Annotated in this window: 20 protein-coding genes; 11 read left to right on the top strand and 9 right to left on the bottom strand. The window is 68.8% G+C overall.

Annotated features, from left to right (window positions below; all coding sequences use genetic code 11):
* Positions 1-60 precede the first annotated feature (60 nt).
* Together AC3WTD_RS05185 and AC3WTD_RS05180 are read left to right on the top strand one after the other, a co-directional pair.
* Entirely contained in the window at positions 61-870 is an 810-nt protein-coding gene (locus tag AC3WTD_RS05185; RefSeq protein WP_492613115.1) for an SDR family NAD(P)-dependent oxidoreductase, read from the top strand.
* A gap of 59 nt (positions 871-929) precedes the next feature.
* The gene (locus AC3WTD_RS05180; RefSeq protein ID WP_492613114.1) at positions 930-1,604 is read left to right on the top strand and encodes a DUF6445 family protein; all 675 of its coding nucleotides are present in this window, start codon (positions 930-932) and stop codon (positions 1,602-1,604) included.
* A 45-nt stretch (positions 1,605-1,649) separates the two neighbouring features.
* On the opposite strand, the gene AC3WTD_RS05175 is transcribed toward AC3WTD_RS05180, so the two are convergent.
* From AC3WTD_RS05175 to orn, 4 genes are all read right to left on the bottom strand, one after another.
* The gene (locus AC3WTD_RS05175) at positions 1,650-2,585 is read right to left on the bottom strand and encodes an isopenicillin N synthase family dioxygenase (protein ID WP_027492465.1); all 936 of its coding nucleotides are present in this window, start codon (positions 2,583-2,585) and stop codon (positions 1,650-1,652) included.
* Positions 2,586-2,683: 98 nt separating this feature from the next.
* The gene (glmM, locus tag AC3WTD_RS05170; protein ID WP_492613113.1) at positions 2,684-4,036 is read right to left on the bottom strand and encodes a phosphoglucosamine mutase; all 1,353 of its coding nucleotides are present in this window, start codon (positions 4,034-4,036) and stop codon (positions 2,684-2,686) included.
* Positions 4,037-4,080: 44 nt separating this feature from the next.
* A complete protein-coding gene (gene folP / locus AC3WTD_RS05165) occupies positions 4,081-4,995 on the bottom strand; it encodes a dihydropteroate synthase (RefSeq protein WP_037089483.1) in 915 nt (304 codons plus the stop codon).
* A gap of 33 nt (positions 4,996-5,028) precedes the next feature.
* The gene (gene orn, locus AC3WTD_RS05160; protein ID WP_027492462.1) at positions 5,029-5,595 is read right to left on the bottom strand and encodes an oligoribonuclease; all 567 of its coding nucleotides are present in this window, start codon (positions 5,593-5,595) and stop codon (positions 5,029-5,031) included.
* Between the two features lie 71 nt (positions 5,596-5,666).
* On the opposite strand from orn, the gene sbcB reads away from it, so the two are divergent.
* A complete protein-coding gene (gene sbcB, locus AC3WTD_RS05155; RefSeq protein ID WP_492613112.1) occupies positions 5,667-7,121 on the top strand; it encodes an exodeoxyribonuclease I in 1,455 nt (484 codons plus the stop codon).
* A gap of 80 nt (positions 7,122-7,201) precedes the next feature.
* Positions 7,202-7,888, top strand: coding sequence for a DUF2461 domain-containing protein (locus tag AC3WTD_RS05150; protein ID WP_027492460.1), 687 nt, complete (start codon positions 7,202-7,204; stop codon positions 7,886-7,888).
* Positions 7,889-7,974: 86 nt separating this feature from the next.
* On the opposite strand, the gene AC3WTD_RS05145 is transcribed toward AC3WTD_RS05150, so the two are convergent.
* Entirely contained in the window at positions 7,975-9,267 is a 1,293-nt protein-coding gene (locus AC3WTD_RS05145; RefSeq protein WP_492613111.1) for an MFS transporter, read from the bottom strand.
* A gap of 299 nt (positions 9,268-9,566) precedes the next feature.
* On the opposite strand from AC3WTD_RS05145, the gene AC3WTD_RS05140 reads away from it, so the two are divergent.
* Together AC3WTD_RS05140 and AC3WTD_RS05135 are read left to right on the top strand one after the other, a co-directional pair.
* Positions 9,567-10,397, top strand: a complete 831-nt coding sequence (locus AC3WTD_RS05140) for a hypothetical protein (protein ID WP_185754622.1) — start codon at positions 9,567-9,569, stop codon at positions 10,395-10,397.
* A gap of 5 nt (positions 10,398-10,402) precedes the next feature.
* On the top strand, positions 10,403-11,656 hold the full coding sequence (locus AC3WTD_RS05135; protein WP_492613110.1) for a DUF4785 domain-containing protein: 1,254 nt from the start codon (positions 10,403-10,405) through the stop codon (positions 11,654-11,656).
* Positions 11,657-11,732: 76 nt separating this feature from the next.
* Here AC3WTD_RS05135 and epmA read toward each other — a convergent pair whose 3' ends face one another.
* From epmA to rnk, 3 genes are read right to left on the bottom strand one after another with little or no spacing between them, the layout of a single operon-like run.
* On the bottom strand, positions 11,733-12,689 hold the full coding sequence (gene epmA, locus AC3WTD_RS05130) for an EF-P lysine aminoacylase EpmA (protein WP_492613109.1): 957 nt from the start codon (positions 12,687-12,689) through the stop codon (positions 11,733-11,735).
* Entirely contained in the window at positions 12,689-15,100 is a 2,412-nt protein-coding gene (gene ligA, locus AC3WTD_RS05125) for an NAD-dependent DNA ligase LigA (protein ID WP_492613108.1), read from the bottom strand. The genes epmA and ligA overlap by 1 nt, the downstream gene beginning before the upstream one ends.
* 54 nt (positions 15,101-15,154) lie before the next feature.
* On the bottom strand, positions 15,155-15,562 hold the full coding sequence (gene rnk, locus AC3WTD_RS05120; RefSeq protein ID WP_027492454.1) for a nucleoside diphosphate kinase regulator: 408 nt from the start codon (positions 15,560-15,562) through the stop codon (positions 15,155-15,157).
* 173 nt (positions 15,563-15,735) lie between these two features.
* On the opposite strand from rnk, the gene AC3WTD_RS05115 reads away from it, so the two are divergent.
* The 4 genes from AC3WTD_RS05115 (at position 15,736) to AC3WTD_RS05100 (ending at position 21,185) form a co-directional block, all read left to right on the top strand.
* Complete coding sequence (locus AC3WTD_RS05115) at positions 15,736-17,232, top strand: MFS transporter (protein WP_051257551.1); 1,497 nt, start codon at positions 15,736-15,738, stop codon at positions 17,230-17,232.
* 55 nt (positions 17,233-17,287) lie between these two features.
* Entirely contained in the window at positions 17,288-18,493 is a 1,206-nt protein-coding gene (locus tag AC3WTD_RS05110; protein ID WP_027492452.1) for a cation:proton antiporter, read from the top strand.
* Between the two features lie 86 nt (positions 18,494-18,579).
* Positions 18,580-19,995 (top strand): bifunctional enoyl-CoA hydratase/phosphate acetyltransferase, encoded by a 1,416-nt coding sequence (locus AC3WTD_RS05105; protein ID WP_492613107.1) that lies wholly within the window; start codon positions 18,580-18,582, stop codon positions 19,993-19,995.
* Positions 19,992-21,185: an acetate/propionate family kinase gene (locus AC3WTD_RS05100; RefSeq protein ID WP_492613106.1), complete on the top strand. Its 1,194-nt coding sequence runs from the start codon at positions 19,992-19,994 to the stop codon at positions 21,183-21,185. Before AC3WTD_RS05105 ends, AC3WTD_RS05100 begins: the two co-directional genes overlap by 4 nt.
* A gap of 118 nt (positions 21,186-21,303) precedes the next feature.
* On the opposite strand, the gene AC3WTD_RS05095 is transcribed toward AC3WTD_RS05100, so the two are convergent.
* Complete coding sequence (locus AC3WTD_RS05095) at positions 21,304-23,706, bottom strand: phosphoketolase family protein (RefSeq protein ID WP_492613105.1); 2,403 nt, start codon at positions 23,704-23,706, stop codon at positions 21,304-21,306.
* Positions 23,707-23,873: 167 nt separating this feature from the next.
* On the opposite strand from AC3WTD_RS05095, the gene AC3WTD_RS05090 reads away from it, so the two are divergent.
* Complete coding sequence (locus AC3WTD_RS05090) at positions 23,874-25,160, top strand: NRAMP family divalent metal transporter (RefSeq protein ID WP_492613104.1); 1,287 nt, start codon at positions 23,874-23,876, stop codon at positions 25,158-25,160.
* The last annotated feature ends 5 nt before the right edge of the window (positions 25,161-25,165 follow it).

Below are 25,165 nucleotides of genomic sequence, written 5' to 3'. Positions count from 1 at the left end.
ACCACTGGCGCCGGTTCGCCGGTGCGCTCAAGAATGACGGCCCATCCGAAGGAATTGCACATGACTGTCGCTCGCCCGCTCAGCCTGGTCACCGGCGCCTCCTCCGGCATCGGCGCCGCGTTTGCCCGGCAACTCGCCACACTCGGCCACCAGCTGGTACTGACCGCGCGCCGCGTCGACCGGCTGGAAACTCTCGCTGCCGAGCTTCGCGAGCGGCATGCGGTCCAGGTCACCGTGCTGCCGCATGACCTGGCCGATCCAGCTGCGCCACGAACGCTGTGCGATGAACTCGACCAGCGTGGCCTGCCGGTGGACTGGCTGGTCAACAATGCCGGCTATGGTGTGCCCGGTACCTTCGTCGCGAACGACTGGGCCACCCATGCGGATTTCCTGCAGGTGCTGCTGACCGCGCCGACCGAACTGGCCTGGCGGCTGCTGCCGGGCATGCGCCAGCGCGGCCATGGCCGCATCATCAATGTCGCCTCGCTGGCCGGGCACGTACCCGGCCCGGCCGGACACACCCTGTATGCAGCCAGCAAGGCTTACCTGATCAAATTCTCGCAGTCGCTGGCGCTGGAGAACCACGCGGCCGGAGTGCACGTGTGCGCGCTGTGCCCGGGCTTCACCTGGTCGGAATTCCACGACGTCACCGGTACCCGGGACAAGATGAACCGGTTGCCCGGCTTCATGTGGCTGAGCGCGGAGGAAGTCGTGCGCCAGGGCATCGCGGCGGTCGAGCGCGGCGATGCCGTGCATATTCCCGGCAGGGTCAACCGCGCCATCAAGACGCTGGTGCAGCTGCTGCCGGACCGGCTGGCTCTGCGGCTTTCGGCGCGCGAATCGAAGCGCTACCGGAACACCCAGGTCTAGGCGTGCCGTAAAAAAGCGTCCCGCCACCAGCCACGACCTCGCCACGGCCACCGATCCCCATGTCCCTGTTTCCGACCCAGATGCGCCCATTGCCCTACCGCAAGCCCGTCGAGGGTCGCGACTACTGGGTGGTAGACGACGTGCTGCCGAAGGTCGGCGACGTGCGCGCGCGTTGCCTGGCCCGGTCCGACTGGGAAATGGGTTATCCGTACACCGGCGAAGTCTGGCCGCGAATGCGTGCCATGCCTGCGTTGCTGGATGTGGAACTGGCGACGCTGGAAGCAAGGGTATGCCAGCTCACCGGCGCGAAGAAGCTGTGGGTCGAGCAGTCCGAAGCCGGCACCCGGCTCAATCACAATTGCGTGCAGGTGGTCGGCGCGGTGGAGGGGGCGGTCAAGCCGCACACCGATTCGTCGAATCTGTGCCGCTATGCCGCGGTGCTGTACCTCAACCCCGACGTGCCCGAACACTGCGGCACCAGCTTCTTCCGCCAGCGCATGCCCGGCGGCCAGCTCGGCGGCAACATCGTGCTGCCGCCGCACCGCAACCTGGCCGAGGCGCTGGGCAATCGCTTCGTGCAGCCCAACGCCTTCGTCGAGGACGTGCGCGTGGGGCACCGCTGCAACCGCCTGCTGGTCTACAAGGCCAACCTGATTCACAGCGCCAGCGCGTACTGGGGTCTGGACGGGATCGCCAGCAAGCGCATGACCGCGGTGTTCTTCTGGATGGCCTGACCGTCGAACCAGCCCCGCCAGCTTCTCCGAATCTGGAATCCCGGCTCAGATCAGCTTGATCTCGCGCAAGCGCTGCAGCAGGTACTCGTGCGAGGTGATCGAGCTGTCGTAGCGGCGCGGGTTGTCCGCCGTGATGCATGAATCGAGCGGGTCCAGCACCACATCCGGATTCGGATGCAGGAAGAACGGCACCGAATAGCGCGGCTTGCGCGCGTTCTCATTCTTCGGGTTGACCACGCGATGCGTGGTGGACGGGAACACGTGGTTGGAGAGCCGCTGCAGCATGTCGCCGATGTTCACCACGATGGCGTCACCCTCGGTGGTGATCGGCAGCCACTCGCCCTCGCGGGTGAGCACTTCCAGCCCTTCGGCGCTGGCGCCGACCAGCAGGGTGATGAAGTTGATGTCCTCGTGCGCGCCAGCGCGCACGTTCGGCACGTTCTCGTCGGTGATCGGTGGGTAGTGGATCGGCCGCAGGATCGAGTTGCCGACGTCGGTCTTGTCCTCGAAGAAGTTCTCCGGTTCGCCGATGTGCAGCGCCAGCGCGCGCAGCACGCGGGTGCCGAGCTGGTCCAGCGCCTCGTATAGGCCGTAGCCGTATTGCCTGAAGTCGGGCACCTCGACAGGCCAGAGGTTCGGCGGCATCACGTCGGCGAATGTCGAGTCGCGCGGAATCTCGCGGCCGATGTGCCAGAACTCCTTGAGGTCGGCGTGCTGGCTGTCCTTGGCGGTTTCCACCTTGAACGGGGTGTAGCCGCGCGCGCCGCCACTGCCGGCGACGTGGTACTTCATCTTGGTTTCGGTAGTCAGTGCGAAGAAGCGCCGGAACGCGTCGTACGAGCCGTCGATCAGCTCGCGCGCGATGCCGTGGCCGCTGATGCAGCAGAAACCGAATTCGCGGTAGGCCGCGCCGATCTCGGCGACGAAGGCGTCGCGGTCGGTGTCGTAGCGGCGGATGTCGAGGGTGGGAACTTTCTTCATGGCTGTAGTCACCAGGTTGGCGTGCGGTCGGTGCATCCGCCACCGCGGGAGGCGGGGCACGTCGGGCCAGTCCATGGCGACCCGGTACAACTACAGGTTCACGAGCGTTCGGCGGCGGATTTTACCGTTCCGGCGAGCTGTTCCGCCAACTGCTGCACTTCCGCCGGGTCGGCGCCCTCGACGGTGACGCGCACCAACGGCTCGGTGCCGGAGGCCCTCAGCACCACCCGGCCGCGGCCGCGCAGCACCTGTTCCACTTCGGCCAGTGCCTGCTGCACCTGGTCGCTGGCCAGCGCCTCGCGGGCGCCGGCGGCGCGCACGTTCAGCATCACCTGCGGCATCTTCTGCAGGCCCTGCCGCGCGGTGGCCAGATCCTCGCCGGATCGCGCCAGCGCTTCGAACACCGCCAGCGCGGCGATGATCCCGTCGCCGGTGGTGGCGCGGTCCAGGCACAGGATGTGGCCGGAGGTCTCGCCGCCGAGCACGCCGCCCTGCTCCTTCAACTGCTGCAGCACGTAGCGGTCACCCACGTTGGCACGCAGCAGCGGTACGCCGAGTCCGGTCAGCGCCAGTTGCAGGCCATAGTTGCTCATCAGGGTGCCGACCACCGGCCCGTGGAGTTTCCCCTGCCCGTGCCAGCTGCGCGCCAGCAGGTAGAGGATGTCGTCGCCGTCGGCGAGCACGCCGTTCCGGTCAACCAGCTGCACGCGGTCGCCGTCGCCATCGAACGCGATGCCGATGTCGGCGCCATGTGCCAACACCGCCTGTTGCAGCGCCTGCGGATGGGTCGAGCCGACCTCGCGGTTGATGTTGAAGCCGTCCGGCCGGTCGCCGATGGCGATCACCTCGGCACCCAGTTCGATAAACACCTTGGGCGCCACCTGATAGGTCGCGCCGTGGGCGCAGTCCACTACCAGCCGCCACCCCTGCAGGCTGAAATCCTCGGCCACGGTGGACTTGCAGTACTCCGCGTAACGGGCCACCGCGTCGTCGATCCGGCGCGCCTTGCCGAGCCGCTCCGAGGCCACCGTGGCGAATGCGGCGTCGACCTCCTGCTCGATCGCCAGCTCGACCTCGTCGGACAGCTTCTCGCCGTCGGCGGAGAAGAACTTGATGCCGTTGTCGTGGTGCGGGTTGTGCGAGGCGCTGATCACGATGCCGGTCTGCGCGCGCATCGAGCGGGTCAGGTAGGCCACCGCCGGCGTCGGCATCGGGCCGAGCAGGCCCACGTCGGCACCGGCCGCGACCAGGCCCGCCTCCAGCGCGGCCTCGAACATGTAGCCGGAGATGCGGGTGTCCTTGCCGATCAGCACCTTCGGCCGCTTGCTGCCGTCACGCGCCAGCACGCTGCCGACGGCGCGCCCCAGCTTGAGCATGAAATCCGCGCTGATCGGCCACTGCCCGACCAGCCCGCGGATACCGTCGGTGCCGAAATACTTGCGTTGGGTCATGGGCTGCCTGATGGGGTGGTAGATGGGGAAAGGGAAACGGCAGCTCAATCGTCGTCCGGCCAGCGCGGCATGGCGGGTTTGTCGGCACGCCGCGGCACGGCATCGACCGCATGCACCGCCTGCCACACCGCCAGCGCGTCGACGGTTGCGGCCACGTCATGCACCCGCACCATGCGCGCACCGCGCTGAACGGCTACCAGCGCGGCTGCCACGGAACCGGCGGTGCGCTCGGCAGGCACCGCCCTGCCGGTCATCTCGCCGATCATCGTCTTGCGCGACAGCCCGATGTACGCACCACTGCCGAGATCGGCGAAACGTTCCAGCGCGCACAGCAGCGCCAGGTTGTGCTGCAGCGTCTTGCCGAAGCCGAAGCCCGGGTCGACCATCACCTTGCGCCGGTCGATGCCGGCCAGCTCGCAGGCGAACAGCCGATCGGTGAGGAAGCGGTGAACCTCACCCACCACGTCGTCGTAATGCGGCTCGGCCTGCATGCTGCGCGGCTCGCCCTGCATGTGCATCAGGCACACCGGCACGCCCAGCTCGGCCGCCGCGGCCATTGCGCCGTCGCGGCGCAGTGCGTACACGTCATTGATCATGCCGGCACCGGCGGCTACCGCCGCGCGCATCACCTCGGGCTTGGAGGTGTCGATCGCGATCGGCAGCGTGGTGCGCGCAATCAGCTGCTCGATCACCGGCAGCACCCGGCGCAATTCTTCCTCGACCGGCACGTCGGCCGAGCCGGGACGGGTCGACTCGCCGCCGACGTCGATCATGTCGGCGCCCTGCTCCGCCAGCGCCAGGCCATGCGCCACGGCCGCTTCCAAGCTGTCGTGCGTGCCGCCGTCGGAAAACGAATCGGGGGTGACGTTGAGGATGCCCACCACCCGCGCGCGGTCGAGCCGCAACAGGCGCCCGGCGCAATCCAGCACCGGCGCCAACAAATCGTTCGACATACTCATGACCTCATCAAATGTTCGGAAGCGGTGCCGCGCTCAGGCTTCGACCCGGCCGCCCAGCTCGCCCATGTAGCGACGATAATGGCGCAGCTCGGCGATCGAGTCGCGGATATCCGACAGCGCCGTATGCGCCGATTCCTTGCCGACGCTCTTGGCGATCTCCGGCGCCCAGCGCCGGGCCAGCTCCTTGAGCGTGGAGACGTCCAGGTTGCGGTAGTGAAAATAGCGCTCCAGCCGCGGCATCTGCCGATGCAGGAAGCGGCGGTCCTGGCAGATCGAGTTGCCGCACATCGGCGACTTGCCCGGCGGCACCCACACGCGCAGGAAATCCACCGTGGCCTGCTCGGCCATCGCGTGGTCGGTCTCCGATATCAGCACCTGCCGCCACAGACCCGACTTGTGGTGCTGATTGCAGTTCCAGCTGTCCATCGACTCCAGCCGGTCGATTTCGTGACGTATCGCGAAGGCCGGCCCGTCGGCCAGCACGTTCAGCTCCTTGTCGGTGACGATCGTGGCGATCTCCAGGATGGAGTCGTTGTCGGTGTCGAGGCCGGTCATCTCCAGATCGATCCAGATCAGGTTGTCTTCGTGCGCTTGGCTCATGGGCTCTCCTTGTGGGAGGAAGTTTATCAGCCCCATGCCGGCGTGGCTTTCGGCCATGCGATCATGGCCCGATGCAGACCTTTTTCTGGCACGACTACGAGACCTCCGGCGCCGACCCGCGGCGCGACCGCCCGCTGCAGTTCGCCGGCATCCGCACCATGCCGGAGTTGGAGATCGTCGGCGAGCCGGTGATGTTCTACGGCCAGCCGTCGCGGGAGATGCCGCCGCATCCCGACGCCTGCCTGATCACCGGCATCACGCCGCAACAGGCCGAACGCGAAGGGCTCGGCGAGGCGGAGTTCGCCGCCCGCGTGCACGAACAGCTGGCGGCGCCGGGCACCTGCGGCGTGGGCTACAACTCGCTGCGCTTCGACGACGAATTCACCCGGCAGATGCTGTACCGCAATTTCCACGAGCCGTACGGCCGCGAGTGGGAGAACGGCAATTCACGCTGGGACCTGATCGACCTGGTGCGTATGTGCCAGGCGCTGCGGCCCGAGGGCATCGTCTGGCCGACCCGCGAGGACGGCTCGCCCAGCTTCAAGCTGGAGCACCTGGCCAGCGCGAACGGGCTCACCCAGGAGCGCGCCCACGATGCGCTGTCGGACGTCCGCGCCCTGATCGAGCTGGCCCGGCTGATCCGCGTGCGCCAGCCGCGGCTGTGGGACTGGTACTACGCCCTGCGCCGCAAGCAGAAGGTGTTCGAGCTGCTCGACGTGGTGAACATGACACCGCTGCTGCACGTTTCCTCGCGCTACCCGGCCAGCCGCCACTGCCTGGCCGTGATCGCGCCGCTGGCGGCGCACCCGAGCCGGCCCGGCGAGGTGATCGTGTACGACCTGGCCACCGACCCCGCCGCCTGGCTGGCGCTGGACGAGGAGGAGATCGCCGACCGCATCTTCACCGCGCGCGCCGACCTGCCCGAGGACGTCGAACGCATCCCGCTGCGCACCGTGCGCACCAACCACGCGCCGGCGCTGGCGCCGCTGTCGGTGCTGCAGGGCGTAGACCTGTCGCGCCTGCAGCTGGACCTGGCCCGTTGCCAGGCCCATCGCGACGTGCTGCACGCCGTCGACGGGCTCGCCGAAAAGCTGCGCCGCGTGTTCCAGCGTGCGGCCGAACTGCCGCCGCCGGAAGATCCCGAGCTGGCCCTGTACGGCGGCGGCTTCCTGCCCGATGCCGACAAGCGCCTGCTGGCGCAGGTACGCGCCACGCCACCCAGCGAGCTGGGCACGCGCAGCTTTCCGTTCCGCGACCCGCGCTATCCGGAGTTGCTGTTCCGCTACCGCGCGCGCAACTGGCCGGAAACGCTGGACACGGAGGAATACGCGCGCTGGGAGAACTTCCGCCGCGCACGCCTGACCACCCACACGCCGCTGACCGGGCTCACCCTCGGCGACTATTTCGCCCGTCTCGCCGAACTGCGCCACGCCCCGCAGGCGCAGGACAAGCTGCCCCTGCTCGACCAGCTGCAGGCCTGGGGCGAACAGCTCGCCGCCAGCATTAACGATAATTCCTCCACGTAGGGCGGGCACCGCCCGCCTCTCCGGCATCCCGAAAATCCGGCGGGCACTGCCCGCGCTACCGAGTCTTTCGACAACCCGCCATGCCCCAACGCTATTTCACCCCCGCCACCTTCCGCTTCCTGCGCGCCGTCGAGCGCAACAACAACCGCGACTGGTTCCACGCGCACAAGGACGACTACGAGCGCCACGTACGCGAGCCGTTCCTGCAGCTGATCGCCGACCTGCAGGCGCCGCTGGGGAAGATCAGCCCGCACTACCGCGCCGACCCGCGCAAGAACGGCGGCTCGCTGTACCGCATCTACCGTGACACCCGCTACTCCAACAACAAGCTGCCGTACAAGTCGTGGCAGGGTTCGCGCTTCTTCCACCAGCGTCGGCACGAGATCCAGGCGCCCGGTTTCTACCTGCACATCGAGCCCGGCGAGTGTTTCGCCGGCGGCGGCATGTGGCACCCCGAACCCGATGCGCTGAAACACATCCGCGAGTTCCTGGTCGACAACCCCGCCGCGTGGAAGCGCGCCACGCAGGGCAAGGCGTTCCGCGAGCATTTGAAATTGGGCGGCGAATCGCTGGTACGCCCGCCGCGCGGCTACGACCCCGCCCACGAGCTGATCGAGGACCTCAAGCGCAAGGACTTCATCGCCACCACCGCATTCGATGAAGCGCTGGCCTGCTCGGAGGAACTGCTGCCGTGGACGGTGGCCACGTTCAAGCGCGTCGCGCCGCTGGTCGACTACCTCTGCGCGGCACAGGAGCTGGAGTTCTGACCATTCGACCGTAGGAGCCCGTTCGCGGGCGATGCCTTGAAAGCCGGGATTCGGGATTCGCAAGAGCATCGCCCGCGAGCGGGCTCCTACGCATGGCGGCGACGAAGCTGTGTGTACGCCACGGCGATCCCGATGATAGCGGTGAGCGCCACGTAGTGCGCCGGCGCCAGCACGCCGAACGGCTTCAGCAGCCAACCGATCAGCGGCGGCGTAAGCCCGCCGAACAGCGCATAGGCGATGTTGTACGAAAACGACAGGCCGGAAAAGCGCACCGGTGGCGGAAACGCCGCCACCATCAGCGCCGGCACCACGCCGACCACGCCCACGGCGAAGCCCGCCAGCGCGTACAGCGCGACGAAATGCACGGCACCGGCCTGCAGGTCGATGTACAGCGCGTAACCGCACGCCAACAACCCGATCGCACCGGCCAGCAGCGCACGCGCATGGCCGATGCGATCGGCCAGCCAGCCGTAGAAGAGGCAACCCAGCGCCAGCGCGAACGAAGCCACGCTGTTGCCGAGGAACGCACGCGCGGGCACCACATGGAACACCGACTGCGCCAGCGTCGGCGTCATCAGGATCAGCACCACGATCGCCGCGGTGAGCATCCAGGTCACCAGCACCGACAGCAGCACGCCGGGCAGGTGCCGTTCGAACACCAGCCGCAGCGGCAAGCCCGAAGCCAGCTCCTTGCGCGCATGCATCGCCTCGAACACCGGCGTCTCGCTGAGCCAGCGACGCAGCCACACCGCGACGAAGCCGAACACGCCGCCGGCCAGGAATGGCAGCCGCCAGCCATGGTCGAGCACCTCGGTCGGACTCATGCGGTCGTTGATCGCCGCGGCTACCAGCGAGCCGATCAGGATGCCCACGGTGAGCCCCGAGGTGAGGCTGGCGCAGGCAAAGCCGATCCGCTTCGGTGGCACATGTTCGGCCACGAACACCCACGCACCGGGCACCTCGCCACCCACCGCGATGCCCTGCACCACCCGCAGCAAAAGCAGCAATAGCGGCGCCAGCATGCCAATCTGGGCGTACACCGGCAGCAGGCCGATGGCCAGGGTCGGTACCGCCATCAGGAATACGCTGAGCGTGAACATCCGCTTGCGCCCCAGCGTGTCGCCGTAGTGCGCCATCACGATGCCGCCCAGCGGCCGCGCCAGGTAACCCGCGGCGAAGATGCCGAACACCTGCAACTGGGCCAGCCACGGTGTGGTGTCGGGCGGAAAAAACAGGTGGCTCAGCGGGATCGCGAAGAACACGAACACCACGAAGTCGTAGAACTCCAGCGCGCCGCCCAGTGCGGAGAGCAACAAGGTTTTCACGTCGCGCCGGCGCAGGCGGTCGGAGGGAAAATTGTCGACGGGTGCAGCCTGCATCGCGTGTGCATTCCGGCCATGACCAGCGCGCAACCTTAGCAGCGGCGCCCGCCGCTGCCATTGTGCGGTTGCGTCAAGACGCAGTCGTATGGCGCTGCTAGAGTCCATACCGTGCCGCACGGTCCGGGGGGATCGGACGGCACGTCCCGACGATGCCTCGCTGGCATCACCCGTAGTCGATCTGCCTGCAGCACAGGTGGCTTGGCGCACCTGTGGCTGCATGCGGCCGGCTCCACCCGCGGCGCTTCGCCGCTTCAAGGGGAGAGACTCAAGTGCGACGCACAACGACGATATTGTCCATGCTGCTGGCCTGCGCCACCGCGCAGGCCACCACCACCGGGGTAGCGCTGGTGCACGGCACCGGCAGCCAGACCGACGCCTACAACGACTACTGGCAGGCCGCCATGGTCGAGGGCGTGCGCAACGGCCTGACCGACCGCAGCAACCTGCTGGTGGTCAACTGCGACTTCAACCAGTACATGTGGGACGACCGCGCCGCCGGCTGCCTGGCCGGCCAGCTCACCAGCTTCATCCAGAACCGGCAAATTGACCGCCTGATCGTGATCACCCACTCCAACGGCGGCAACGTGATGCGCTGGATCCTGTCCAACCCGACCTGGGACGCGCGCTACCCGGCCATCATCAGCCGCATCGCCAAGGTCGACGCGCTCGCCCCGTCCAGCGCCGGCACGCCGCTGGCCGACGCGGTGATCGCCGGCAACGTGTTCGAATCCGCACTGGGCTGGCTGCTCGGCTACAAGACCGACGCAGTGCGCCAGCAACAGGTCGGCTGGATGGCCGTCTACAACCAGCAATACCTGCTCGGCACCAGCGGGCGGCCGGCGCTGCCGGTGCCGTTCCGCGCGGTAGTCGGCACCGACGTGGTGTCCGGCTTCTGGAGCAGCCAGGCCTATTGCGGCGGCTATGCGCAAAGCGTGGGGCTGGAGCTCACCCAGAACTGGCTGAACAGCTGCTCGGATGGCTTCATCGAGTGCTCCAGCGCGTCCGCCGCCGGTACGGTGTGGTTCCGCGACACGCAGCAGACCGGCGGCTCCGTGCTGAACCACAACCAGAGCCGGCGCGCCTGCTTTGGCCTCGAATCCATTCTCGCCAACGACGTCAGGGGATGATCGCCATGAAGCCAAGCATTCTTGCCAGCGCCCTGCTGGCGATCTGCCTCGCCGCGCCGGCGACGGCCGGCACCCAGGCCCTGCTGCCACCGCAGCAAGGCGACATGGTGCCGACCGTGTTGCAGGCACGCGTTGCCATGCCCCAGTCCGTGCAGGCGATGGCGGCGACGCCGCAGATGCATGTGGAACACGCCCCGCTCAGCGTGAACTGGCCGCTGCCGCACGACGTCGCGTTGCAACCACAGCCGCAACCATTCGCGCGCAGCAGCCGCGAGTACTGGCGCGACGTTTCGGCCAGCGAACTGCAGCAAGGTCTGCCGCTGCCACTGAGCGCACCTGGTGCCATCATCCGGCTCAGCCCCGGCGACGCCGCGGTCGGCAAGCTGGATCCGGCTGGCGTGCACCTGCAACTGGGACACCAGTCGCTGAACGCAAATACCGCCAGCCGCCAGGTTGTCGATGCCATCGCCCTGCACGCCGCCGGCATGGACGTGCCGGCCGCGTCGATGGCCATGCAGCTCAGGCCCGAACTCGGCAGCGGCGTCGCCATCTTGCGGGTGCCGGCAGCCAGCGGCCGCTACGTGGTGCACGTGTACGAGCCGCAGAGCCCGTTCACCGTCACCGCGAAAGCCGACCGCGACGATCTGCTGCTGGGGCGCGGCGTGCAGGTGCGCGTGGCGCTGCACGATCAGGGCCGCGACATGCCGCTGGGTTCGGTCGGCGGCCTGTTGCGCGCGCCCGACGGCAGCAGCACGCCGCTGAACTTCCGCCGCCAGGCCGATGGAAGCTTCACCGTCGATGTCCGCCCGCGCAGCATCCCGACCACGCCGGGACTTTGGGAAGTACATAGCTTCACCACAGGCAGGGACGCCGCCGGCAACGAGATCCGCCGCGATACCACCACCGTGTTCGCCGCGGCCGCACCGGTAGCCCGCCTCAGCGGGTTGGCCGACACCGCCCGCGCCGTCGACCGGGGCATCGACATCACACTGGGCCTGACCGCACAAACGGCCAGCCGCTACGCGGTCTCAGCCGTGCTGTACGGGCGCGGCGCCGATGGCTCGATGGTGCCGGCCGGGTTCGCGCAGTCGGCGGCGTGGCTGCCGACCGGCGACGGCCGGCTCACCCTGCACTACGACCCGGCCAGCCTGCAGGGGGTTGGCGCGCCGTACGAACTGCACGACCTGCGCCTGCAGGACCAGCCTGCAGTGGGCCTGCTGGAGCGTCGCGCGCTGGCGATGCGCTTCATCGCGCCGTAGCCACCTTCCGGAAGATCGTCAGCGATCATGCCGCGGCCCCTCCCGACCTCGGGGCCGCGGGTTTCGGGCAGCCGCATCAGGCTTCGGAAAACGCGAACGCCAGCACGTCGGCGATCGCGTCGGTGTCGGCCAGGCACATCAGCAGGCGTTCCACACCCAGCGCCACGCCGGCGCAATCGGGCAGCGCGTCGAGCACGCCGAGCAGGCGCTCGTCCAGCGGGACCTCGCGCAGGCCGCGTGCGCGGCGGCGGGCGTTGTCGCGTTCGAAGCGCGCGCGCTGCTCGGCCGCGTCATTCAACTCGTGGTAGCCGTTGGCCAGTTCGTAGCGGCCCAGGTACAGCTCGAAGCGCTCGGCCAGCGGCGGTTCGCCGGGGCGGATCCTGGCCAGCGCGCACTGGCTGGCCGGGTAGTCGTGGATCACCGTGATGCGGTCGCGCGGAAACGCCGGCTGCAGCTTGTGCGTGATCAGCAGGTCCAGCCAGTCGTCGTGACCCAGGCCCGCCGGATCGATGCCGGATTCGGCCAGCGGCGCGCGCAGCGTGTCGATGGCGGCATGCGCCGGGTCGATGCCCAGCTCGTCGAGGAACAGCTGGCGGTAGCTCGTCACCACCAGCTCGGCGCGCCGCCCCACCATCGCCAGCGCCGCCTCGACCAGCGCGACGGTTTCCTGCATCAGCTGGCGATGGTCCCAGCCGACGCGGTACCACTCCAGCATGGTGAACTCGGGATTGTGCCGCCCGCCCGCCTCGCCGTTGCGGAACACCCGGCCCAGCTCGTAGCAGTCGCCGATACCGGCGGCAAGCAGCCGCTTCAGCGGATACTCCGGCGAGGTGCGCAGCCAGCGCTCGCGCGCGCCGGCGTCGACGTGGCCGCTGAACATCGTGCTGAAGCCCTCGATGTTCGGCTCGGTATTGCCGGCGGCGGAAAGCATCGGCGTCTCCACCTCAAGCACGCGTTGCTCGGCAAAATACGCGCGCACCAGCGCGTACAGCCGTGCGCGCAGTTGCAGGGCGGCGAGCGGGGCAAGGCCCATCAGCCCGCCTCGTGCTTGCCGAGCAGGCCCAGCAGCTGCGCCTCGTCCCACACCGGGACGCCAAGCTCCTGCGCCTTGTCCAGCTTGGAACCGGCCGCCTCGCCGGCGACCACCACGCTGGTCTTCTTCGACACCGAACCGGACACCTTGGCGCCCAACGCTTCGAGTCGCTCTTTCGCCTCGTCGCGGCTGAGCGACGCCAGCGTACCGGTGAGCACGAAGGTCTGTCCTTGCAGCGGTGCCGTCGCCACTTTCGCCGAGTGCGGGATCGCCCTGAGCAGGCGCTGCATCGCCGCCTCGGCCTCGCGCAACCCGGCCAGGGCGACCGGGTCGGCGAGATGGTTTTGCAGGCTGGTCGCCGCGGCCTGCGGCACGCCAGCGGTGATCCAGTGCGCCGGCCCGCCGGACAGCAACTGGTCGAGCGTGGGGAAGTGTTGCGCCAGCAGCGCGCAACTCTTGGGGCCGAGCTTGTTGATGTCGGCCATGCCCAGCAACACGCCGAGGTCCAGCCGCGCGCGCAGCAGCGGCGACGGCGCGCCCTCGTCGCTGAAGGTGATGCCGTCGGCAAGCAGCGCGTCGACCACCTGCTCATTGCCCGCCTGCGCGAAGAAGCCGGCAATCGAGGTGGCCACTTCGCTGCCGATGTCCGGCAGCACACGCAGCACCGCCGCCGGCGTGCTGCGCACGAACTCCAGCCGGCCCAGCCACGCCGCCAGCGTCTTCGCCGTGCTTTCGCCGATGTGCATGATGCCCAGCGCGTACAGGAAGCGCGCCAGCGTGGTGTGCTTGCTGGCCTCGATCCCGGCCACCAGGTTTTCCGCCCACTTGGTCGCCACCTTGCCGGCCTTCACCGTTTCCGGCGTGGTGCCCCCAGCCTCCGCTGGGGCAGGCTTCCGCTCGTCGATGCGCCGCTTCATCTCGACGAAATCGTCCACGCCCAGGCCGTACAGGTCGGCCGGCGAGTGCACGATGTCCAGCTCCACCAGCGCCTCGGCGAAGCGTTCACCCAGGCCATCGATGTCCATGGCGCGGCGCGAGGCGAAGTGGATCAGCGCCTCCTTGCGCTGCGCGGCGCAGATCAGCCCGCCGGAGCAGCGATACGCCGCCTCGCCTTCCTCGCGCAACAGTTCCGAGCCGCACACCGGGCAGCGCGCGGGCATGTGCCAGGGATGCGTATGCGGCGGCCGCAGCTCAATCATCACGCGCACCACTTCCGGGATCACGTCGCCGGCGCGGCGCACGATCACCGTGTCGCCCACGCGCACGTCCAGCCGGGCGACCTGGTCGGCGTTGTGCAGCGTGGCGTTGGTGACGGTGACGCCGGCCACCTGCACCGGCGCCAGCCGTGCCACCGGGGTGGCGGCGCCGGTGCGGCCGATCTGGATCTCGATCGCCTCGACCGTGGTGGTCTGCTCCTGTGCTGGGAACTTGTGCGCGATGGCCCAGCGCGGCGCACGGGAGACGAAGCCCATCTTGCGCTGGCCGGCGTAGTCGTCCAGCTTGTAGACCACGCCGTCGATGTCGTACGGCAGGCTGTCGCGCTCGGCGCCGATGCGGTGGTAGTAGGCGATCAGCCCGTCAAAGCCACGCGCGGTATCCACTTCCGGCGATACCGGGAAGCCCCACTCGCGCAGCTGGCGCAGCGTGGCCGAATGGGTCGGCGGCAGCTCGCCGCCCTCGACCTCGCCCACCGCGTAGGCGAAGAAACTCAGCCGCCGTTTTGCAGTGACCGCCGGGTCGAGCTGGCGCAGCGAACCGGCCGCGCCGTTGCGCGGGTTCGCCAGCGGCTTCTCACCGTGCTTGCGCGCGTGTTCGTTGAACGCCTCGAAATCCTTGTGCAGCATGATCACTTCACCGCGCACTTCGAGCACGTCGGGCCAGCCCTTGCCGCGCAATTTCAACGGGATCGCCCGCACCGTGCGCAGGTTGGCGGTCACGTCTTCGCCGGTCTCGCCGTCGCCGCGGGTGGCGCCCTGCACGAACACGCCGTGCTCGTAGCGCAGGCTGATCGCCAGGCCGTCGAGCTTGGGTTCCACCGAGAAAACGGGTTCGCTCCGTTTCGTGGTCTGTTCGATGCGCCGCTCGAACTCGGCCACCTCGCGGAAGCGTTCGCGATCGCTGGCGCCGTCCTGCTCGAACGCGTTGCCCAGCGACAGCATCGGGATCGCATGGCGCACCTCGGCAAAGCCACCGCTGGCACGCGCGCCGACCTTGCGCGTCGGCGAATCGGCCGTGGCCAGCACGGGGTATTCGGCCTCCAGCGCCTCCAGCTCGCGCATCAGCCGGTCGTACTCGGCGTCGGTGATGTCCGGGTCGTCGAGCACGTGATAGCGGTAATTGGCCTGCTCGATCTGCGCCCGCAGCGCGGCGGCGCGGGCGACAGTCTCGGCCGGGGCCGGGCGTTCGGTCATGCGGGTCTCCATCGGATCTCCCCGCAGTTTAACGACACCGGCGCGCGATGCGACTCAGCGGTGGAAGTGCCCCGCCGCTTCCGGCTGGTAGGCGATCTTCAGCACCTTCAGGCGACGCTTGCGGCCGTCCGGCGTGGGCCAGTCGATCTGCTGGCCCTGCGCCAGCCCGAGCAACGCGCTGCCCACCGGCGCCAGGATCGACACCGTGCCGGGCGTACCGGCGGCCGCCGGATACACCAGGGTCAGGGTCAGCTTTTCGCGATTGCTCTCGTCCTCGAAGGTGACGGTGGAGTTCATCGTCACGATGTGCTCCGGCATCGCTGCCGGCTCGACCACATCGGCACGGTCCAGTTCCGCGCGCAGCGCATCGAGCTTGTCGGCCTCGACGGCCGGCAGGCGTTCCAGCAACGCTTCGATGCGTTCCATGTCGATGCGGGAAACAGTGATCGGTGGCTTGCTCATGACTTTTCCTGATACTCGCGGCTCCTGCCGCACAAAAGCACACGCCGGAACGAAGCCGCCCCGGCGCGTGTGGTTGTCAATGGCCGTCATGCCTATCTGGGCATGACTGGCAGTAAAACAAGACTCACTGTGCGGATACCGCCGACGAAAAGCAAGCTGTCGTAGCAGCTACTATGCCGGAAATGGCTCCCCACACCGCCGCGGACCCCCACGCCGTCGCCTCTGGCGCCCCCGTGCCAACGACGGAGGCGGCTGGTCTGCGCGAGATTTCCACCCGCGAGCGTTTCCGCGGCCTGCTGTGGCTGGTCGCCGCCGCGTTCTTCATGCAGGCGCTGGATTCCACCGTGGTCAACACCGCGGTGCCGGCGATGGCCGAGGCGCTCGGGGTGACTCCGCTGGGCATGCGCACCGCGCTGACCAGCTACGTGCTGACCCTGGCGATCCTGATTCCGGCCAGTCCGTGGCTGTGCGACCGTTTCGGCACGCGGCGGGTGTTCGGCGCGGCGATCATGGTGTTCGGCCTGGGCTCGCTGCTGTGCGGCATCGCGCAGACGCTGCCACAGCTGGTCGCCGCACGCGTGGTGCAAGGGGTCGGCGGCGCCGCGCTGATGCCGGTGGGGCGCTACGTGCTGGTGCGCAGCATCGACAAGCGCGAGTTCGTGCGGGCGATGAGCACGGTGGCCACGTTCGGCCTGCTCGGCTCGGTGCTGGGGCCGCTGCTGGGCGGCGTGATCGTGGAGTTCACCTCGTGGCGGCTGATCTTCCTGATCAACGTGCCGGTGGCGCTTGCCGGCGTGTGGATGAACCAGCGCGACATGCCCGACTACCGGCTCGACCGCGCGAACCGCTTCGACCTGCCCGGCTTCCTGCTGTTCGGTGCCGCCTCGGCCTTGCTGCTCACCGCCTCGGAGCTGGCCGGCAGCACACCGGCACCGTGGCTGTGGATGGGTCTGTGCGCGCTGCTCGCCGTGCTGCTCGGCGCAGTCTACGTATGGCACAGCCGGCACACCGAGCATCCGGTGGCGGACCTGACCTTGCTGAAAGTGCGCAGCGTATGGGTGTCGCTGGCCGGCGGGCTGTTCACTCGGCTCGGCATCTCCGGCATGTTCCTGCTGCTGGTGCTGTTCCTGCAGGTCGGTTGCGGCTGGTCGCCGCTGATGGCCGGTCTGATGATGGTGCCGCAGGCGCTGGGCTCGATCATCGCGAAGTGGGCAGTGAACCGGGCGCTGGTGCACTACGGCTACCGCCGCCTGCTGCTCGGCAACACGCTGATCGTGGCCGCGCTGCTGGCCGCGTTCGCCCTGCTCGGCCCGAGCTCACCGGTGTGGGTGATCGCATTGCTGACCTTCGCCTACGGCGGCTTCGCCGGCCTGCAGTACACCACCATGAACACGCTGATCTACACCGACCTGGACATCCGGCATGCCTCGATGGCCTCGTCGATGGCCTCGACCGTGCAGTACCTGGCGATGAGCTTCGGCATCGCGCTGTCTACCTTGCTAATGGAAGCGATGCTGCAGGGACATGCCCACGAGGACTACGTGGTGGCGTTCCGCTGGACCATGGTGTTGCTGGCGGCGATCACCGCAGCGGCCAGCAGCGTGTTCAGCCGGCTGCGTCACGACCGTCCGTTGCCCGATGCCACCGCACGCACCAGCGGCGCTGCCTGATGCGGGAACCTGCATGTAGCATGCAGTCTTTGTCGAAGGCCCAGGCACGCGCCGCATGCACCACGCCAGCGAGATCCTGTTCACCCTGTTCGTCGTGTTCGTCGCCGCCCAGGTCGGTGGCGAGATCGCGCAGCGGCTGAAGCTGCCCGGCGTGGTCGGCGAGATCGCCGCCGGCTGCGCGATCGGCCCCTCGCTGCTGGGCTGGATCACGCCCGAACAGATCGCCACCGGCACCCCGCTCGACGTGCTGGCCGAGCTCGGCGTGATCCTGCTGCTGTTCGCGGTGGGCCTGGAAACGCGGCTGGAGGACCTGAAGAAGGTCGGCAAGGTGGCGTTTACGGTCGGCGTGGTCGGCGTGCTGGTGCCGTTCGGCATGGGCAGCGTGTGGGCGCACGGCAACGGCCTCGACTGGGACCGCTCGCTGTTCGTCGCGGCCGCGTTCGTGGCCACCTCGGCCGGCATCACCGCGCGCGTGCTGCAGGAGCTGAACGCGCTGCAGCGCATCGAGAGCAAGGTGATCCTCGGCGCGGCGGTGATCGACGATGTCCTGGCCATGCTGCTGCTCGGCGTGGTGGTGTCGCTGCAGGGCGGCGGCAGCATCGACGCCGCGCATCTGCTGGTGGTGCTGGCCGGCGCGGTCGGCTTCATCGCGGTGATCGGCTGGGGCGGCGCGCGGGTGATGCGCTGGAACTCCGCCTGGCTGGACAAGCCGCTCGGCCCGCATTCGCCGCTGATGATCGTGCTGGCGCTGTGCCTGGGCCTGGCCTGGCTGTCCACCCGCTTCGGCCTGGCCGCGATCATCGGCGCGTTTCTGGCCGGCATGATCGCCTCGGAAACCCGCCAGCAGCACACCCTGGAAAAGCAGACCCAGCCGCTGCTGGCCCTGCTCACCCCATTCTTCTTCGTGGTCACCGGCAGCAAGGTCGACCTGCACGAGCTGGCCAGTGCCGAGGCGTTGTGGATGCTGGCCGTGGTCACCGCAATCGCCATCGTCTCCAAGTTGGTCGGCGGCTGGCTCGGCTCGCTCACGCTGGGCACGCGCAGCGCCACCATCATCGGCTTCGGCATGGTGCCGCGCGGCGAAGTCGGCATCGTGGTCGCCACGCTGGGCCTCGCCGCCGGCGTGTTCGACAACCGCATCTACGCGATCATCGTGGCGATGTCGCTGCTCACCGCGATGGTGACGCCGCCGGTGCTGGCGTGGCTGCTGAAACGCAGCGCCGGCGCCGGCCCGGTCGAGGTTCCCGACGTGCGCGGCTGAATGCCGCTTCGACGCGCCGGAGCCGACGGCGCTACGCTGTCCGCACCGGCGCCGCCGGACCCGCCGACACCGACCGGAACCGAAGCATGGACGAGACCACGCCCGACACTGCCGCGCCGCTGATCCGCAACCGCACCTTCGACGAGATCGCCCTCGGCGACAGCGCGACGGTCGAGCGCGTGCTGACCGCCGCCGACGTGCAGCTGCTGGCGACCCTGTACGGCGACGGCGATCCGCAGCGGCTGGATCCGGCATGCGCCGCCTCGCCCGCTTTCCACGACATGATCGGCCACGGCATGTGGGGCGTGGCGCTGATTGCCACCGCGCTGGGCACGCGCCTGCCGGGCGCCGGCACCACCTGCCTGGAACAGGCGCTGCGTTTCCATGCGCCGCTGCACATCGGCGACACGCTGGCGGTGCAGGTGCAGGCGATCGCGCGGGATGCCGCCACCCGGCAGATCCGCTTCGCCTGCCGCGGCGTCAACCAGCATGGCGTGCTGGCGATCGACGGCACGGTGGAGGTGCTCGCGCCCGCCGAGCACATCGAATACGCTGCCACCCGCCTGCCGGCAGTGCGGCTGCCCGACGGCGACGGCCGCCCGCTGGTGGCCCGCGCGCTGGCACTGGGTGCGATCCGCGTCGCGGTGGTGCATCCCTGCGACGAAACCAGCCTCGGCGCCGCACTGGACGCGCGCGCGGCCGGCTTGATCGAACCAGTGCTGGTGGCGCCGCAGGCGAAACTCGCGAAGGTGGCGCGCCAGGCCGGGCTCGATCTTGCCGGCATCGCCATCGAGGACGTGCCGCACAGCCACGCCGCCGCTGCGCGCGCAGTCGAGCTGGCCGCCGGCGGTCGCGTCGACGCGCTGATGAAGGGCAGCCTGCACACCGACGAGCTGATGGCCGCCGTGGTGGCTTCCGCGACCGGCCTGCGCACGGCGCGGCGCATCTCGCACTGCTACCTGATGCACAGCCCGGCGTATCCGCGCCCGTTCATCATCACCGACGGCGCGGTCAACATCGCGCCCACGCTGGAGGAGAAGGCCGACATCGTGCGCAACGCGATCGAGCTGGCGCACATCCTCGGCGTGACCACGCCGCGGGTGGCGATCCTTGCCGCGGTGGAGACGGTCAACCCGCGCATGCAGACCACGCTCGACGCCGCCGCGCTGTGCAAGATGGCCGACCGCGGCCAGATCACCGGCGCGGTGCTGGACGGGCCGCTGGCGTTCGACAACGCGATCTCCGCCGCGGCCGCGCGGATCAAGGGCATCGAATCGAACGTGGCCGGCCTGGCCGACATCCTGCTGGTACCCGACCTGGAAAGCGGCAACATGCTGGCCAAGCAACTGGAATACCTGGGCGGCGCGAGCAGCGCGGCAGTGGTGATGGGTGCGCGCGTGCCGATCGTGCTGACCAGCCGCGCCGATTCGCGCGAATCACGCATCGCCTCGTGTGCGCTCGCCGCGCTGGTGGCCCACCGTTACCGGCTCAGCCCGCCATGAACGACAGCAGTGCAGGCTCACTCATCCTGGTACTGAACTGCGGTTCGTCCAGCATCAAGTTCGCGCTGTTCGACGCGGACGCGACGCCGCTGGCGCGCGTGCCGACATGGGGCGGCAAGGTCGAGGGCATCACCGGCAATACCCCGGTGTTCAGCGAAAGCGGCGCCGCAGCCGAGACGCTGACGCTGGACTGCGAGCACCCCTACCATGCCGCGCTGACCTACCTGCGCCAGCGCATCGTGGCGCGGCTGCACGGCCGCCGCATCGTGGCGATCGCGCACCGCGTGGTGCACGGTGGCAGCAAGTACTTCGAGCCGGTGCAGGTCGATGCCGCGGTGCTGGCCGACCTGAAAAGCTATATCCCGCTGGCGCCGCTGCACCAGCCGTTCGCGCTGGAGGCGATCGACGCGCTGCTGACCGAACTGCCGCAGCTGCCGCAGGTGGCCTGCTTCGACACCGCCTTCCACCAGAGCATGCCGACGGTGGAGAAGATGCTGCCGCTGCCGCGCTCGGCGTGGGACCAGGGCCTGCGCCGCTACGGTTTCCACGGCCTGTCCTACGCGTACCAGGCGCAGGTGCTGGGCGAGCGCTACGGCGACGCCGCGCGCGGCCGCACCATCGTGGCGCACCTGGGCAGCGGCGCCAGCCTGTGCGCCATGCGCAACCTGCAAAGCGTCGCCACCACCATGGGTTTCTCGGCGCTGGACGGGCTGATGATGGGCACGCGCTGCGGCGCGCTGGACCCCGGCGCGGTGATCTACCTGATGGAGATCGGCAAGCTGTCGCTCGAACGGGTGGGCCGCATGCTGTACCACGAGTCGGGCCTGCTCGGCGTTTCCGGGGTGTCCTCCGACCCGCGCGAGTTGCTGCCGCGCGAAGGCGAAACGCCGGTGCGCGAAGCGCTGGCGTTGTACGTGCACAGCATCGTGCGCCAGGTGGGCGCGCTGGCGGCCACGCTGGACGGGATGGACATGCTGGCCTTCACCGCCGGCATCGGCGAGCACCTAGCGGTGATCCGCGAGCGCGTCTGCGCCGGCCTGGGCTTCCTCGGCGTGGTGATCGACCCGGCCGCGAATGCCGCCCACGCGCCGGTCATCTCCAGCGCCGCCAGCCGGGTCAAGGTGGTGGTGGAAGCCGCCAACGAGGAATGGGTGGCCGCGACGGCCACCGCGGCGCTCGTGCGCTGCTGAACGGCACTTCGACTCGAATTTTCTGCCTGTTTTTGTAGGAGCCCGCTGGCGGGCGATGCTGTCGCCCTGATGCTCCGGATGAAGATCCCAAACAACAGCATCGCCCGCCAGCGGGCTCTTACGAGAGCACGCCGGCGTCCTGCGCGCCCCATACCCAGTTGCGGATCTCCGGCAAATCCTCGCCGTTGTCGTCGATGTACTGCTTGTGCTCGAGCAGCTTGTCCAGCAGCTTCTGCTTGAGGTAGATGCCCCGCTCGCCCGCCTGCGGCACGCGGTCGATCACGTCGATCACCAGGTGGAAGCGGTCCAGCGCGTTCAGCACGGTCATGTCGAACGCGGTGGTGATGGTGCCCTCCTCCTGGTAGCCGTGCACGTGCAGGTTGTCGTGGTTGGTACGCCGGTAGGTGAGCCGGTGGATCAGGCTCGGGTAGCCGTGGTAGGCGAAGATCACCGGCTTGTCGCGGGTGAACAGCTGGTCGAAATCGTCGTCGCCCAGGCCGTGCGGGTGCTCGCTGGGCGACTGCAGCTTCATCAGGTCGACCACGTTGACCACGCGCAGCTTCAGCTCCGGCAGGTAGCGCCGCAGGATCGTCACCGCCGCCAGCGTCTCCAGCGTGGGCACGTCGCCGGCGCAGGCCATCACCGCGTCCGGCTCGCCGTGCTGGTCGCTGCTGGCCCACGGCCAGACGCCGATGCCCAGGCTGCAGTGACGCTGCGCCGCGTCCATCGCCAGCCATTGCGGCGCCGGGTGCTTGCCGGCGATCACCACGTTGACGTAATGCCGGCTGCGCAGGCAGTGGTCCATCACCGACAGCAGGCAGTTCGCGTCCGGCGGCAGGTACACCCGCACGATGCTGGCCTTCTTGTTGACCACGTGGTCGATGAAACCCGGATCCTGGTGGGTGAAGCCGTTGTGGTCCTGCCGCCACACGTGCGAGGCCAGCAGGTAGTTCAGCGAGGCCAGCGGGCGCCGCCACGGGATCGCCGCGGTCATCTTCAGCCACTTGGCGTGCTGGTTGAACATCGAATCGACGATGTGGATGAACGCCTCGTAGCAGTTGAACAAGCCATGCCGCCCGGTCAGCAGGTAGCCTTCCAGCCAGCCTTCGCACTGGTGCTCGCTGAGCATCTCCACCACCCGCCCCTGCGTGGCGAGGAACTCGTCGTTCGGCTTCAGCGGGGCCTCCCACTGGCGGTTGGTGGCCTCGAACACCGCATTGAGGCCGTTCGATACCGTCTCGTCCGGGCCGAACACGCGGAAGTTGCGCGACGACTCGTTCAGGCGGATCACGTCGCGCAGGAACGGCCCCAGCGCGCGGGTGTCGCCGCTGCCGCGCACGCCGGGCTGCGGCACCGCGAGCGCGTAGTCGCGGAAGTCCGGCAGGCGCAGGTCGCGCAGCAGCAGGCCGCCGTTGGTGTGCGGGTTCGCGCTCATCCGGCGCATGCCCTCCGGCGCCAGCGCGGCGATTTCCGGCCGCAGCCGGCCGTGTGCGTCGAACAGCTCCTCCGGCCGGTAGCTGCGCAGCCATGCCTCGAGCTGCCGCAGGTGCTCCGGCGGGCTGCTGGCGGAGACCGACAGCGGCACCTGGTGCGAGCGGAAGGTGCCCTCGTTCGGCTTGCCGTCCACCAGCTTCGGCCCGGTCCAGCCCTTGGGCGAGTCGAGCACGATCATCGGCCAGCGCGGCCGCGCGGTGACGCCGTGTTTGCGCGCATCGCGCTGGATCTGCCGGATCTGCGCCACCACCGCGTCCAGCGCCGCCGCCATCGCCTGGTGCATCGCCGCCGGTTCGCTGCCCGACACGAAAAACGGCGTCCAGCCGTAGCCGCGCAGCAATGGCTCCAGCTCGTCGCGGCCGATCCGCGCCAGCACCGCGGGGTTGGCGATCTTGTAGCCGTTCAGATGCAGGATCGGCAGCACCGCGCCGTCGCCCACCGGGTCGAGGAACTTGTTCGAATGCCAGGCGGTAGCCAGCGGCCCGGTTTCCGCCTCGCCGTCGCCGACCACGCAGGCCGCGATCAGCCCGGGGTTGTCGAACACCGCGCCGAACGCATGGCTCAGCGAGTAGCCGAGTTCGCCGCCCTCGTGCAGCGAACCGGGGCATTCCGGCGAGGCGTGGCTGGGTATCCCGCCCGGAAAGGAAAACTGCTTGAACAAGCGCTGCAGCCCCGCCTCGTCCTGGCTGATGTCCGGGTACACCTCGCTGTAGGTGCCGTCCAGGTATGCGTTCGCCACCACCGCGGGGCCGCCGTGGCCGGGGCCGGAGATGTAGAACATGTCCAGGTCGTACTGCCGGATCGCCCGGTTCAGGTGCGCATAGATGAAGTTCTGCCCCGGCGTGGTGCCCCAGTGCCCAAGCAACATGTGCTTGATGTGTGCCAGCGCCAGCGGCTCCTTCAGCAGCGGATTGGCGCGCAGGTAGATCTGCCCGACCGAAAGGTAGTTCGCGGCGCGCCACCAGGCGTCGATGCCGTACAGCTGGTCGGAGTCGAGCGGCGGATGGGCAAAGGCATCGGTAGTCATGGTCAGGCAACCCCGCACATGCAAAGAATCCGGTTCGGTGCACTATGTACACTGCGGCTTGTGAATTTCGCTGCGACACCTCGTCACACCCAGGATTCGACTGTTCCATCATCCGGGCGGGTACCCTTGCGCGGCGCCGGGCGGGACCACACAGCGGAACCAGCAGCATGGCCGTACGCGAAAACACCGAAGACGGCGGTCCGGAAGCCCCGCCCTGGAAAGACCTCGGCGCCGGCCTGATCACCGGCGCGGCCGACGACGACCCCAGCGGCATCGCCACCTACTCGCAGGTCGGCGCGGCGTTCGGCTACGGCATGCTGTGGTGCGTGTTCCTGACCATGCCGCTGATGATCGCGATCCAGGCGATCAGCGCCGGCATCGGCCGCGTCACCGGCCACGGCCTGGTGGACGGCATGCGCCTGCACTACCCGCGCAAGCTGGTGTATGCGCTGCTGGTGCTGATCTTCGTCGCCAACGTGATCAACCTGGCGGCCGACATCGGCGCCATGGGCGCGGCGCTGCAGCTGCTGATCGGCGGCCCGGCCCTGCTCTACGCCGCGCTGTTCGCCGTGCTGTCGCTGCTGCTGCAGGTGTTCATTCCGTTCACCCGCTACGCGCCGATCCTGAAAGTGCTCACCCTGAGCCTGTTCGCCTACGTGGCCACCGTGCTGGTGATCGACGTGCCCTGGCGCGCCGTGCTGAGGAGCATCGTGCTGCCGCCGATCCGCTGGGACGCCGCCTACGCCGTGGGTCTGGTCGCCCTGCTCGGCACCACCATCAGCCCTTATCTGTTCTGCTGGCAGGCCTCCGAGGAAGTGGAGGAGATCGAAACGAGCAAACAGCGCAAGCCACTGCAGGACGCGCCGCAACAGGCGCCAAGCGCGCTGCGCCGGATCGGCATCGACACCACGGTGGGGATGATCTTCTCCAACCTGATCGCGTTCTTCATCATCCTCACCGCCGCCGTAGTGCTGCACGCGCACGGCAAGACCGACATCCAGTCCTCGGCCCAGGCCGCCGAAGCGCTGCGTCCGCTGGCCGGCGAGCTGGCGTTCGCGCTGTTCGCCGCCGGCATCATCGGCACCGGCCTGCTCGCCGTGCCGGTGCTCGCCGGCGCCACCGCCTACGCCGCCGCCGGCGCCTTCGGCCAGCGCAGCGGGCTCGAACACAAGCCGCACGAGGCCAGGTTCTTCTACGGCGTGCTGATCGGCTCCGCCCTGCTCGGCATCGCGCTCAACCTCACCCCGCTCGACCCGATCAAGGCGCTGTACTGGAGTGCGGTGGTCAACGGCGTCGCCGCCGTGCCGCTGATGGTCGCGATGATGCTGATGGGCTCCAGCAACAAGGTCATGGGCGAATTCACCATGCCGTGGCCGCTGAAACTGTTCGGCTGGCTGGCCACGGCGGCAATGGCAGCGGCCGTGGCGGTGATGTTCGCCACCTGGGGAAACTAGACTCC

The sequence above is a fragment of the Rhodanobacter sp. FW106-PBR-R2A-1-15 genome (assembly GCF_058789735.1).
The sequence above is the reverse complement of the archived record's forward strand: the minus strand, read 5'-3'. Positions and strand labels throughout refer to the sequence as shown.